We start from the raw sequence: 13,444 nt of genomic DNA, 5'->3' as shown, positions 1-13,444 counted from the left end.
GTTAATCGTTTGACGATGAGTTCCCCGGCTCTGTTAGCGCCGAAACGGAATGGCGACGCACCAGAGTTGGGTTAAAGACGTGGGTAATTTCAGGTGCGGGTCGCTTCTCCGCCAGCGCGAGCGCCAGTTCAGCGGCCTGGGTTGCCATCGTTACGATGGGATAGCGTACCGTGGTCAGACGTGGGCGCACATAGCGGGAAATCAGCACATCATCAAAGCCAATCAGCGAGATTTCTCCCGGCACATCAATGCCGTTATCATTCAATACGCCCATGGCGCCAGCCGCCATTGAGTCGTTGTAGCAGGCTACCGCAGTGAAGTTTTTGCCACGACCAAGTAACTCGGTCATGGCCTGTTCACCGCCGCTTTCATCCGGTTCGCCGAACGTCACCAGTCGATCGCTTACCGGTATATTGCTCTCCGCCAGCGCGTCGTAATAGCCTTGCAGACGATCTTCCGCATCAGAAATACTGTGATTGGAACACAGGTAGCCAATGCGCGTATGGCCCTGTTGAATAAGGTGTCGGGTAGCGAGCCACGCGCCGAAACGGTCATCGAGGGCAACGCAGCGTTGTTCGAATCCCGGCAGAATTCGGTTAATCAATACCATGCCGGGGATTTGCTTCATTAATGAAGCCAAATCCGCATCCGGGATGATTTTGGCATGGACAACAAGGGCCGCGCAGCGGTGGCGAATGAGCTGTTCAATCGCCTGACGTTCCTTCTGTTCATTATGGTAGCCGTTGCCAATCAGCAAAAAATTCCCGGTGTTATAGGCCACCTGCTCGACAGCTTTAACCATTGCCCCAAAGAATGGATCGGACACATCACCAACGACCAGTCCGATGGTTTCAGTGGATTGTTGCGCCAGTGCACGCGCATTCGCATTGGGGTGGTAGCTGAGTGATTCCATTGCACTCGTTACGGCCAGACGCGATGCTTCGCTGGCTTTGGGGGAATCATTGATCACTCGAGAAACGGTGGCGACTGATACACCAGCTAGTCGGGCTACATCCTTTATGGTCGCCATGATAGTACCTGTTGTGGGTAAACGCTTACATTCCGTCAGTGTTACGGAAAATGGCTGGCTGTTCAAGCAGATTGCCCGTCAGGACCTCGCAAATGTGAGCGCGCGCGAGCGAAGTAAGACAGAAAATAGAAAATGCTAATTTTTGCTTACACTTTGCGATGTGCTGTTGCGATTGTTCGCTGGTGGGAGAACTGAGCGGATTGCTAAAGTTGGGATCCCAGAGGTATTGATAGGTGAAATCAACTTTCGGGTTGATCACTAGAATTACACCAGCCTGCGCAGATGCGCAGGTTTTTTTTTGCCTTCAGCCTATCTGTAACAGTAACCGATAATTTACACAACTCGTTGCATTTGGGTTCATTCCTTTGCGTTTTCGTACTGGCGTATCTGGCTGCTGACGACCACAATCAAGATCCCAGAGGTATTGATTGGTGAGATTATTCGGTACGCACTTCGTACCTGTCTCTTGCACCGACCTGCGCGGATGCGCAGGTTTTTTTTCGGACTGTATTTACCTGTTTACCTGTCGCGCCCATTCCCCAACTCGTATACTCTCCCACCATTAATGTTTCTATAATTAATGGCACAGGGAGTTGAGATGCTATTTGGCTTTTTTCGTAATCTGTTTCGCGTGCTTTTCCGCGTTCGCGTCACGGGCAATGTCAGCGCGCTACAGGGAGAACGCGTTCTAATCACTCCCAACCATGTCTCATTTATAGACGGCATCCTGCTGGCGCTATTTTTACCGATTCGTCCCGTCTTCGCCGTTTACACCTCGATCAGCCAGCAATGGTATATGCGCTGGCTAACCCCGCTGATTGACTTTGTGCCGTTAGACCCAACCAAACCGATGTCGATTAAGCATCTGGTCCGTCTGGTCGAGCAGGGCCGTCCGGTGGTGATTTTTCCCGAAGGACGCATTTCGACCACCGGTTCGTTGATGAAAATATATGACGGTGCCGGGTTTGTCGCCGCGAAGTCGGGAGCGACGGTCGTTCCTGTCCGCATTGAGGGGGCAGAGCTTTCCCACTTCAGCCGCCTGAAAGGTCTGGTTAAACAGCGATTCTTCCCGCGTATCCAACTGCACATTTTACCGCCGACCCAAATGCCAATGCCGGAAGCCCCGCGAGCGCGCGATCGCCGCAAAATCGCCGGTGAAATGCTACATCAAATTATGATGGAAGCTCGCATGGCGGTACGCCCGCGTGAAACGCTATACGAGTCGCTGCTGGCGGCAAAATACCGTTTTGGCGCGGGCAAAAACTGCATTGAAGATGTTAACTTTACGCCGGACAGCTACCGCAAACTGCTGACTAAGACGCTCTTTGTGGCCCGTATTCTGGAAAAATACAGCGCCGAAGGTGAAAAAATCGGCCTGATGCTGCCAAATGCGGGGATCAGCGCGGCGGTCATTTTTGGAGCCATTGCGCGTCGACGCATTCCGGCCATGATGAACTACACGGCGGGCGTGAAAGGGTTAACCAGCGCCATTACTGCGTCTGAAATCAAAACGATCTTCACTTCCCGACAGTTTCTCGATAAAGGCAAACTCTGGCATCTACCGGAACAGCTCACCCAGGTACGCTGGGTTTATCTGGAAGATTTAAAAGCCGATGTGACGTTGAGCGATAAGCTGTGGATTTTCTCACATCTGCTGGCACCGCATCTGGCGCAGGTGAAACAGCAGCCGGAAGAGGCTGCGGTGATCCTCTTTACGTCTGGTTCGGAAGGCCATCCGAAAGGCGTGGTCCACAGCCACAAGAGTATTCTGGCGAACGTTGAGCAGATTAAAACGATTGCCGATTTCACCGCCGATGACCGCTTTATGTCGGCACTGCCGCTGTTCCACTCCTTTGGCCTGACGGTGGGATTATTCACGCCGCTACTGACCGGTGCGGAAGTGTTTCTTTATCCCAGCCCGCTTCATTACCGTATTGTGCCGGAGCTGGTATACGACCGGAACTGCACCGTGTTGTTTGGTACTTCAACGTTCCTCGGTAACTATGCGCGTTTCGCGCATCCGTACGATTTCCACCGCCTGCGCTATGTGGTGGCTGGCGCGGAAAAACTGCAAGACAGCACAAAGCAGCTATGGCAGGAGAAATTTGGTCTGCGCGTCCTTGAAGGCTATGGCGTGACGGAATGTGCGCCGGTTGTGTCGATCAATGTACCGATGGCGGCAAAATCAGGAACGGTAGGGCGCATTTTGCCTGGCATGGATGCCCGACTGCTGGCTGTTCCGGGTATTGAGGACGGTGGGCGTTTACAACTGAAAGGCCCGAATATTATGAGCGGCTATTTGCGCGTCGAAAAACCTGGCGTGCTGGAAGTGCCGACGGCAGAAAATGCGCAGGGTGAGATTGAGCGCGGCTGGTATGACACCGGAGACATCGTCCGCTTTGATGAAAACGGCTTTGTACAGATCCAGGGGCGCGCCAAGCGTTTTGCTAAAATTGCCGGAGAGATGGTCTCGCTGGAAATGGTTGAGCAACTGGCATTGGCGGTATCTGCAGACAAAATGCACGCCACGGCGATCAAGAGCGATGCCAGCAAAGGTGAGGCGCTGGTGCTGTTCACTACCGACAGCGAACTCACGCGTGAAAAACTACAGCAGTATGCGCGAGCGCATGGCGTGCCTGAACTTGCCGTACCGCGTGATATTCGCCACCTGAAGCAACTCCCATTACTCGGCAGCGGTAAGCCGGATTTTGTTACGCTGAAAAGCTGGGTCGATGAGCCGGAAAAACAACATGATTGAGTCAGCGCACACTAACACTTCAATCTGGTCCAAAGGGATGATGTCCGTCATCGCCGCGCAGTTTCTGTCGGCGTTTGGCGATAACGCACTGCTGTTCGCTACGCTGGCGCTGCTGAAGGAACAATTTTATCCGGACTGGAGCCAGCCAATCCTGCAAATGGTGTTTGTGGGCGCTTACATCCTGTTTGCACCATTTGTTGGACAGGTGGCGGATAGCTTTGCCAAAGGCAGAGTGATGATGTTCGCGAACGCCCTGAAACTGCTGGGCGCGGCGAGTATTTGCTTCGGCATTAATCCGTTTCTCGGTTATACGCTGGTGGGGATTGGCGCGGCCGCGTATTCACCGGCCAAGTATGGCATTCTCGGTGAACTGACCACCGGTGACAAACTGGTGAAAGCCAACGGTCTGATGGAAGCCTCCACCATCGCCGCGATTTTGCTCGGTTCTGTCGCTGGTGGCGTTCTGGCCGACTGGCATGTGATTGCTGCGCTTTCTGCCTGTGCGCTGGCCTATGCTGGCGCCGTGGTGGCTAACCTGTACATCCCGAAACTGGCCGCGGCTCGTCCTGGCCAATCCTGGCATCTGGGGAAAATGACGCGCAGTTTCTTCTGCGCCGCTTCTTCGCTGTGGCGCAACGGTGAAACACGTTTTTCGTTGGTCGGAACCAGCCTTTTTTGGGGCGCGGGCGTCACGCTGCGTTTTCTGCTGGTGCTGTGGGTTCCGGTGGCGCTCGGCATCACCGATAACGCTACGCCGACCTACCTCAATGCTATGGTAGCGATTGGGATTGTCGTAGGCGCGGGGGCGGCAGCGAAGCTGGTGACGCTGGAAACCGTGTCGCGCTGTATGCCAGCGGGGATCCTGATTGGCGTCGTGGTGCTGATTTTCTCACTTCAGCATGCGCTGCTTCCGGCTTACGCGTTGCTGATGCTTATCGGCGTGTCAGGTGGCTTCTTTGTGGTACCGCTGAATGCGTTGCTGCAGGAGCGGGGCAAGAAAAGCGTCGGTGCGGGTAATGCGATCGCGGTGCAAAACCTGGGCGAAAACAGCGCGATGCTGCTGATGCTTGGGATTTACTCACTGGCAGTGCTGGTGGGGATCCCGGCGGTAGCGATTGGTATTGGATTCGGTGCGCTGTTTGCGCTGGCGATTGCGGCGCTGTGGATTTGGCAGCGCCGCCAGCCTGGTACGAGATGAATGAACAATGAATGTGCCGGATGGCAGCGTCGCCTTATCTGGCCTACAGAGAGCAGCAATTTGTAGGTCTGATAAGCGTAGCGCCATCAGGCACTAACCGTCACGGTGCAGGATAGGTATACACCTGATGCACCGCTTCAATCTCTGCCAGTACTTCTTCGCTCAACTCCAGATGCAGGCTTTCAACGTTGGTTTTTAGCTGCTCCATCGTCGTGGCTCCCAGCAGGGTGCTGGCGACAAACGGCTGACGACGCACGAATGCCAGCGCCATTTGCGCAGGATCCAGATTATGGCGTTTCGCGATATCCACATAGGCCGCAACGGCTTTTTGCGTTTGCTCGCCGCTGTAACGCGTGAAACGGCTAAACAGCGTATTGCGCGCACCGGCAGGCTTCGCGCCGTTCAGGTATTTACCGGTTAATGTACCGAAGCCAAGGCAAGAGTAGGCCAGCAGTTCAACGCCTTCATACTGGCTCACTTCCGCCAGTCCAACCTCAAAGCTGCGATTCAGCAGGCTGTAGGGGTTCTGGATGGTGGCGATGCGCGGCAGATCGTGTTTGTCCGCCAGGTGCAGGTAGCGCATCACGCCAAACGCAGTTTCATTGGACACGCCGATGTAGCGAATTTTCCCCGCGCGCTGAAACTCTGCCAGCGCGTCCAGCGTATCCAGCAGCGAAACGACCGGCGCAGAGTCCGTCCAGCTGTAGCCTAACTTACCAAAGCAGTTGGTCGGGCGCTGCGGCCAGTGAACCTGATACAGATCCAGGTAATCGGTTTGCAGTCTTTTCAGGCTGTCGTGCAGCGCTTCACGGATATTTTTACGGTCCAGCGCCTGATTCGGTCGAATACCGCTGTCGTTGTTACGTGAAGGTCCACTGACCTTAGAAGCAACGATTAGCTTTTCACGGCTGCCGTGTTTGGCGAGCCAGTTACCTACGTAGGTTTCGGTGAGACCCTGGGTTTCAGGACGCGGCGGTACCGGATACATCTCGGCAACGTCGATCAAATTTATGCCTTGTTCTACGGCATAATCGAGCTGTGCATGTGCGTCGGCTTCGCTGTTTTGTTCACCAAACGTCATTGTGCCCAGCCCCAGTGTACTGACTTCAAGCGAGCTGTGGGGTATACGGTGATATTGCATAGCCGTTTCCTTTTTATAATCACGACATAAGGATTATAAAAATGGCTGAGGGAAGAGAAAAAGGGAAGTAAAATTGTTAAGGCCAGCGCGCTGCTGACCTCAACCATCAGCGTTCAATGATTTGAGACACATCATCGCGATTAATCTGCATCGCATTGCCTTGCTGGTCGTGATAGCTCACCAGACCGGTATCATCGTCAATTTCTGGTTTTCCATCGGTCAGGATCATTCGACCATCTTTTGTCGCCATAACATAATCACTGCTGCATCCGGAAACGGCAAAAGCCAGTCCTACGGCGGAAATCAAAACTGCCCATTTTTTCATCTGCTTATCCTCACATGGCCTGCATCTGACAATAGTTTAGTAATAACGCGAAGTTGTGCATGGCGAAAGCAGTAAAATCTTAAACTGTGAGAAGAGGTAGGTGTGGCGCGCATTCGCTCCCCGTGCGGGGAGCGATGGATTTCATCAGAGCGGATTTTTTTTATTACGCCACAGGTTCAGGGTCTCTACCGCAATAGAGAAGAACATGGCGAAATAGATATATCCTTTCGGAATGTGGACGTCGAAACTTTCCAGAATTAGCGTGAAACCGACCAGAATCAGGAACGAGAGTGCCAGCATTTTTACCGAAGGATGGCGATCGACAAAATCGCCAATCGGGCGTGCAGCAAACATCATCACACCCACGGCAATCACCACTGCAGCCATCATGATAAACAGATGATCGGACAAGCCTACCGCAGTAATCACGGAATCCAGGCTGAAGATAATGTCTAACAACATGATCTGCACAATCGCGCCCAGAAAAGAGGAAACGCGGGTTTTCAGCCCCTCTTCCTCACCTTCAATGGATTCGTGGATCTCCTTACTGGCTTTCCAGATCAGGAACAATCCCCCGAGTAGAAGGATCAGGTCGCGCGCTGATATTGCCTCGCCAAACACTTCGAATAGCGGGTTTGTCAGACGCGTTACCCAGGCGATAGAGGCCAGCAGTGCCAGACGCATGATCATCGCCGCCGCAAGCCCAATACGTCGGGCATGATTGCGTTGCGCTGTCGGGAGTTTGGCTACAACCAGAGAGAGGAAAATAATATTGTCGATCCCAAGAACGATCTCCAGCAGCGTCAGCGTACCGAGCGCAAGCCAGGCGTTAGGATCGGTTATCCATGCAAATAACATCGAACAAAGTCCTGCCAAAAAAAAGAAGCGGTAATTATAGGCCCGTAACGCGGCGGGTGAAAGACCGGACGGTGCCTATTGCGCCTGGAACAAGAAATGTCGCTCAAGCAATGCGCGCGTGAAGTTCTTTTTCAAGTAAAAACCGCGTGGTAGGGTCAGGATGGGTTCGCCATGGGCGCCAATTGCCTCGGTAAGCGCTCGGGCGTTGGCGGCTTTAGGACGCAGCTGTAGCACTTCCCCATGGCGGGCAGTGATGCGTTCGACGTGGCCTAACACTATCATGTCCATCAACTCTTCCCAGTCCAGACGCAATTGCCGGTCTTCTTCTTCATTCGGGCTCCACAGCAGGGGAGAACCGACGCGGCGCTCAGCCAGCGGGATGCTGCGTTCGCCTTCTACCGGGATCCACAGAACGCGTTTAAGTTTGTGCCGCACATGGCTGGTTTCCCAGGTAACACCGGTATTGCCGGTTAACGGTGCCACGCACACAAAGGTGGTTTCCAGCGGTCTGCCAAGGCTATCCACTGGGATTGTTTTCAGCTCCACGCCCAGCGCCGCAAAATCCTGCTCCGGTTTGCTGCCCGCACTGGCGCCGAGCCAGATTTCCAGTAGCACGCCAATCCAGCCTTTATCGCGCTTGAGATCCTTGGGGGCGACGAGTCCCGCCATTGTCGCCAACTCTCCCAGCGCGTAGCCCGAAAGCAGCCGTGCCTGGCTCAACAACTGGGCTTCAGATTCAGGGGGAGAAAGCAACGGATGGAGTTCTGACATCGGGTTAACCCTTAGGTGAAAAAATGAGCAAAGATTTTATACCGTGTGGACAGAGTTTATCTTTTTCCACATGCTTTATTCAATTCTATGATTTATATTGATTTTTAGATTCACATACGCAAAGTTGCGCAACAGCGAAGCGGGTTTTCCAATTCTGGTCACTGACAATGAACAGGATCTTACACCATGTTATCCACAGAAAGATGGGATAACTGTGAAAAACCCCCACTACTGTTTCAATTTACAGCCTTGACGTGCGATGAAAATCGAATTTTCACACAAATTGTGCCTAACTTATTGGCATAATCTGTGGATAAAACCAACGCTGGTCGATCTTTCATCAGCCTGAAGATCGTGTGCGTGATACACGTCACATTTCTATGGGTTTATTTGCGCTGAACGGTTTTAACTTTATGAATATAGAAGATTATTTTTGATATGTGACGAATGTCTTATTCGGACTGTTCTGGGTTTTCCCATAGTAATTCCGTACTTCTTCACAACTATATCCACAGAAAAGGTGAATAAAATCGCCTTGCTTGCCCTTCTTCTGTTTATAACTCCGCCTTTAGCTGTGAGTTATTCAATTGTTATTAGAGTATCGCGCCCTTAACAGAGTGGTTTACCGCCTCTCTGGAGTGTGAAACAATCGTTTGTATATAAGGTTTATATTGAGGTAGTCCGGTGATTGATGACGATGGCTACCGCCCGAATGTAGGGATAGTAATTTGTAACCGCCAGGGGCAGGTCATGTGGGCCCGGCGATTTGGTCAGCACTCCTGGCAATTCCCGCAAGGTGGGATAAATGCAGGAGAGACAGCAGAGCAGGCGATGTACCGGGAACTCTTTGAAGAAGTGGGTCTCAGTCGTAAAGATGTACGGATCCTTGCTTCTACTCGTAACTGGTTGCGTTACAAGTTACCGAAACGTTTGGTGCGTTGGGACACGAAGCCGGTTTGTATCGGCCAGAAACAAAAATGGTTTCTTCTGCAATTGGTCAGCAGCGATGCTGAAATCAATATGCAAACCAGCAGTACACCTGAGTTCGACGGCTGGCGCTGGGTGAGTTACTGGTATCCGGTTCGACAGGTGGTGTCATTTAAACGCGATGTCTATCGCAGGGTGATGAAAGAATTCGCAAGTGTTGTCATGGCGCTTCAGGAGAGCACTCCTAAGCCGCAAAGCGCACCTGCGTACAGACGTAAAAGAGGTTAAGCTACGCAAATTATGCTCACCCGCCTGCGCGAAATAGTCGAAAAGGTGGCCAGTGCTCCGCGTCTGAATGAAGCGCTGAATATTCTGGTTACCGACATCTGTCTTGCGATGGATACAGAGGTCTGTTCGGTTTATTTGGCCGATCACGATCGACGTTGTTATTACCTCATGGCGACCCGGGGACTGAAGAAACCGCGTGGTCGTACTGTCGCACTCGCGTTTGATGAAGGTATCGTTGGCCTGGTTGGCAGGCTGGCGGAACCTATCAACCTCGCCGATGCGCAAAAACATCCCAGCTTTAAATACATCCCTTCGGTAAAAGAAGAGCGTTTTCGTGCGTTCTTAGGCGTACCGATTATTCAGCGCCGTCAGCTGTTAGGTGTGCTGGTGGTCCAGCAGCGCGAATTGCGCCAGTACGATGAAAGTGAAGAGTCTTTCCTCGTCACGCTCGCCACGCAAATGGCGGCTATTCTTTCGCAGTCGCAGCTAAACGCGCTGTTCGGCCAATACCGGCAAACGCGCATCCGCGCATTGCCCGCCGCGCCTGGCGTGGCAATAGCCGAAGGCTGGCAGGATGCGACGCTGCCGCTGATGGAGCAGGTCTATCAGGCTTCAACGCTGGATCCGGTGCTTGAGCGCGAGCGGCTCACCGGTGCGCTGGAAGAGGCGGCGAATGAATTCCGCCGCTACAGCAAACGCTTTACCGCCGGGGCGCAGAAAGAAACGGCGGCGATTTTTGATCTCTATTCACACTTGCTTTCCGATACTCGTCTGCGCCGTGAGCTGTTTGCGGAAGTGGATAACGGTTCGGTGGCCGAGTGGGCCGTTAAAACGATCATTGAAAAGTTTGCCGAACAGTTTGCCGCGCTGAGTGATAACTACCTCAAAGAGCGGGCCGGAGATTTACGCGCGCTGGGCCAGCGTCTGCTGTTCCATCTTGACGACTCGATCCAGGGGCCGAATACCTGGCCGGAACGCTTTGTGCTGGTGGCGGATGAGCTTTCCGCCACCACGCTGGCGGAACTTCCTCAGGACCGCTTAGTCGGTGTGGTTGTCCGGGACGGCGCGGCCAACTCTCATGCGGCTATTATGGTTCGTGCGCTGGGTATCCCTACCGTCATGGGGGCCGATATCCAGCCATCGGTGTTACACCGCCGTACGCTGGTAGTAGACGGTTATCGCGGTGAACTGCTGGTCGATCCAGAACCGGTATTGATCCAGGAATACCAGCGTCTTATCAGTGAAGAAATTGAGCTGAGCCGCCTGGCGGAAGACGACGTCAACCAGCCAGCACAGTTGAAAAGCGGCGAGCGTGTGAAGGTGATGCTCAATGCGGGCCTCAGCCCGGAGCATGAAGAGAAGCTGGGGAGCCGGATCGATGGCATAGGCCTGTATCGCACCGAAATCCCGTTCATGCTGCAAAGCGGTTTTCCTTCGGAAGAAGAACAGGTTGCGCAGTATCAGGGCATGCTGCAAATGTTTAACGACAAGCCGGTGACTCTGCGTACGCTGGATGTCGGCGCCGATAAACAACTGCCCTACATGCCGATCAGTGAAGAGAACCCGTGCCTTGGCTGGCGTGGGATCCGCATAACGCTCGATCAGCCGGAGATCTTTTTGATCCAGGTTCGGGCCATGCTGCGTGCCAACGCGGCAACCGGCAACCTGAGCATTTTGCTGCCGATGGTCACCAGCATTGATGAAGTGGACGAAGCGCGACGTTTGATTGAACGCGCCGGACGCGAAGTGGAAGAGATGATCGGCTACGCGATCCCAAAACCGCGCATTGGCATCATGCTGGAAGTTCCGTCGATGGTGTTTATGCTGCCGCATCTGATAAACCGGATAGACTTTATCTCGGTCGGAACCAACGATCTCACCCAGTACATTTTGGCTGTCGATCGTAACAATACGCGGGTGGCCAGCATTTATGACAGCCTGCATCCGGGTATGTTACGTGTGCTGGCGATGATTGCGCAGGAAGCCGAAAGAAGCGGTATCGATTTGCGATTGTGCGGTGAAATGGCGGGCGACCCGATGTGCGTGGCCATTCTGATCGGCCTGGGTTTTCGCCATTTGTCGATGAACGGTCGTTCCGTGGCTCGCGTTAAATATCTGCTGCGCCATATCGATTTTGATGAGGCGCAAACTCTGGCGCAACGCAGTCTGGAAGCGCAGATGGCGACAGAAGTACGCCATCAGGTGGCGGCTTTTATGGAACGCCGTGGCATGGGGGGACTGATTCGCGGGGGATTGTGAATCGAGGGCTGGTAACAGTAGGTATACATATCTTTTAACTGTAATCGGCATCCGCTGCGATCCCCATGTGCTATCATTCGCACCTTTGGAGCGCCTGCATTATGCAGGCGCGCTTATCAATTGCTGTCTGACTTCAGCGAAATAACAAGAACTTGTGGTGACAGATGACCAGTAGCTATCTGCATTTTCCGGATTTCGATCCGGTCATTTTCTCAATCGGACCCGTCGCGCTTCACTGGTACGGCTTAATGTATTTGGTGGGGTTTATTTTTGCGATGTGGCTGGCGACGCGCCGTGCTAATCGTCCGGGCAGTGGCTGGACCAAAAATGAAGTAGAAAATCTACTGTATGCGGGCTTCCTCGGGGTTTTCCTTGGAGGGCGTATTGGTTACGTACTGTTCTATAACTTCCCGTTATTCCTCGATAACCCGCTGTATCTGTTCCGCGTTTGGGACGGCGGGATGTCCTTCCACGGTGGGCTGATTGGTGTGATCCTGGTGATGATTATCTTCGCCAAACGCACCAAGCGTTCGTTCTTCCAGGTTTCTGATTTCATTGCCCCGCTGATTCCGTTTGGTCTGGGCGCAGGGCGTCTGGGCAACTTTATCAACGGTGAGCTGTGGGGACGCGTTGATCCGAACTTCAAGTACGCCATGCTGTTCCCGGGCTCCCGTACCGAAGACATTTTACTGCTGCAAACTAACCCGCAATGGCAGTCTATTTTTGATACCTACGGCTCGCTGCCGCGCCATGCCTCACAGCTTTATGAGATGGCGCTGGAAGGCGTTGTGCTGTTTATCATTCTTAATCTGTACATTCGTAAACCGCGCCCGATGGGCTCGGTATCCGGTCTGTTCCTGATTGGTTATGGCGCGTTTCGTATTATCGTTGAATTCTTCCGCCAGCCGGATGCGCAGTTTACCGGCACCTGGGTACAGTACATCAGCATGGGACAGATCCTCTCAATCCCGATGATTGTCGCAGGCATTATTATGATGGTTTGGGCGTACCGCCGCAGCCCACAGCAACACGTTTCCTGAGGAACCATGAAACAGTATTTAGAACTGATGCAAAAAGTGCTGGATGAAGGCACACAGAAAAACGACCGTACCGGAACCGGAACGCTTTCCATTTTTGGTCATCAGATGCGTTTTAATCTGCAGGAAGGGTTCCCGCTGGTTACGACTAAACGCTGTCATTTACGCTCGATCATTCATGAACTGCTGTGGTTTTTGCAGGGCGACACCAACGTTGCCTACCTGCATGAAAACAACGTCTCAATCTGGGACGAATGGGCGGATGAAAACGGTAATCTGGGCCCGGTTTATGGCAAACAGTGGCGTGCGTGGCCTACGCCAGACGGTCGTCATATTGACCAGATCACCACGGTGTTAAACCAGCTCAAAAATGACCCGGACTCTCGCCGAATTATCGTTTCTGCATGGAACGTCGGTGAGCTGGATAAAATGGCGCTGGCGCCGTGCCACGCGTTCTTCCAGTTTTACGTGGCGGATGGCAAGCTCTCCTGCCAGCTGTATCAGCGTTCGTGCGATGTGTTCCTCGGTTTGCCGTTTAACATTGCCAGCTACGCCTTGCTGGTACACATGATGGCGCAGCAGTGCGATCTGGAAGTGGGTGATTTTGTCTGGACCGGTGGCGACACGCACCTGTACAGCAATCATATGGATCAAACGCATCTGCAGCTTAGCCGCGAACCGCGCGCGCTGCCGAAGCTGGTCATCAAACGTAAGCCTGAATCTATCTTTGACTATCGCTTCGAAGATTTCGAAATTGAAGGCTACGATCCGCATCCTGGTATTAAAGCGCCAGTGGCTATCTAACCGGCTTCATGCTGTCACAACCGACGCCCGTGTGCGTCGGTTTTTTTT

General features: G+C 53.1%; 11 protein-coding genes. 6 read left to right on the top strand and 5 right to left on the bottom strand.

Features of this window, described 5'->3' with window-relative positions:
* Position 1: 1 nt before the first annotated feature.
* The gene (gene galR / locus OGV65_RS11935) at positions 2-1,030 is read right to left on the bottom strand and encodes an HTH-type transcriptional regulator GalR (protein WP_016157382.1); all 1,029 of its coding nucleotides are present in this window, start codon (positions 1,028-1,030) and stop codon (positions 2-4) included.
* A 598-nt stretch (positions 1,031-1,628) separates the two neighbouring features.
* On the opposite strand from galR, the gene aas reads away from it, so the two are divergent.
* Both aas and lplT read left to right on the top strand, forming a co-directional pair.
* The gene (gene aas, locus OGV65_RS11930; RefSeq protein WP_016154280.1) at positions 1,629-3,788 is read left to right on the top strand and encodes a bifunctional acyl-ACP--phospholipid O-acyltransferase/long-chain-fatty-acid--ACP ligase; all 2,160 of its coding nucleotides are present in this window, start codon (positions 1,629-1,631) and stop codon (positions 3,786-3,788) included.
* A complete protein-coding gene (gene lplT / locus OGV65_RS11925; protein WP_016154279.1) occupies positions 3,781-4,986 on the top strand; it encodes a lysophospholipid transporter LplT in 1,206 nt (401 codons plus the stop codon). Before aas ends, lplT begins: the two co-directional genes overlap by 8 nt.
* Positions 4,987-5,086: 100 nt before the next feature.
* Here the strand turns inward: lplT and OGV65_RS11920 are convergent, their stop codons facing one another.
* From OGV65_RS11920 to mutH, 4 genes are all read right to left on the bottom strand, one after another.
* Positions 5,087-6,127, bottom strand: a complete 1,041-nt coding sequence (locus OGV65_RS11920) for an NADP(H)-dependent aldo-keto reductase (RefSeq protein WP_016154278.1) — start codon at positions 6,125-6,127, stop codon at positions 5,087-5,089.
* A 106-nt stretch (positions 6,128-6,233) separates the two neighbouring features.
* Positions 6,234-6,452, bottom strand: coding sequence for a lipoprotein YgdR (gene ygdR, locus OGV65_RS11915; protein ID WP_000758660.1), 219 nt, complete (start codon positions 6,450-6,452; stop codon positions 6,234-6,236).
* Between the two features lie 144 nt (positions 6,453-6,596).
* Positions 6,597-7,310, bottom strand: coding sequence for a TerC family protein (locus OGV65_RS11910; RefSeq protein WP_286454990.1), 714 nt, complete (start codon positions 7,308-7,310; stop codon positions 6,597-6,599).
* Between the two features lie 75 nt (positions 7,311-7,385).
* Complete coding sequence (mutH, locus tag OGV65_RS11905) at positions 7,386-8,081, bottom strand: DNA mismatch repair endonuclease MutH (protein ID WP_286454989.1); 696 nt, start codon at positions 8,079-8,081, stop codon at positions 7,386-7,388.
* Between the two features lie 684 nt (positions 8,082-8,765).
* On the opposite strand from mutH, the gene rppH reads away from it, so the two are divergent.
* From rppH to thyA, 4 genes are all read left to right on the top strand, one after another.
* Entirely contained in the window at positions 8,766-9,296 is a 531-nt protein-coding gene (gene rppH / locus OGV65_RS11900; protein WP_003825602.1) for an RNA pyrophosphohydrolase, read from the top strand.
* A gap of 12 nt (positions 9,297-9,308) precedes the next feature.
* Positions 9,309-11,555 (top strand): phosphoenolpyruvate--protein phosphotransferase, encoded by a 2,247-nt coding sequence (gene ptsP, locus OGV65_RS11895; protein ID WP_016157379.1) that lies wholly within the window; start codon positions 9,309-9,311, stop codon positions 11,553-11,555.
* A 164-nt stretch (positions 11,556-11,719) separates the two neighbouring features.
* Positions 11,720-12,595 carry a prolipoprotein diacylglyceryl transferase gene (gene lgt, locus OGV65_RS11890; RefSeq protein WP_003825606.1) on the top strand — a complete coding sequence of 292 codons (876 nt, stop codon included), beginning with the start codon at positions 11,720-11,722 and terminating at the stop codon, positions 12,593-12,595.
* A 6-nt stretch (positions 12,596-12,601) separates the two neighbouring features.
* Positions 12,602-13,396 (top strand): thymidylate synthase, encoded by a 795-nt coding sequence (gene thyA, locus OGV65_RS11885; protein WP_003033990.1) that lies wholly within the window; start codon positions 12,602-12,604, stop codon positions 13,394-13,396.
* The last annotated feature ends 48 nt before the right edge of the window (positions 13,397-13,444 follow it).

The organism is Citrobacter sp. Cb004 (assembly GCF_030337065.1).
GTDB lineage: Bacteria > Pseudomonadota > Gammaproteobacteria > Enterobacterales > Enterobacteriaceae > Citrobacter > Citrobacter braakii.
This window is presented reverse-complemented; position numbering and strand designations above follow the sequence as displayed.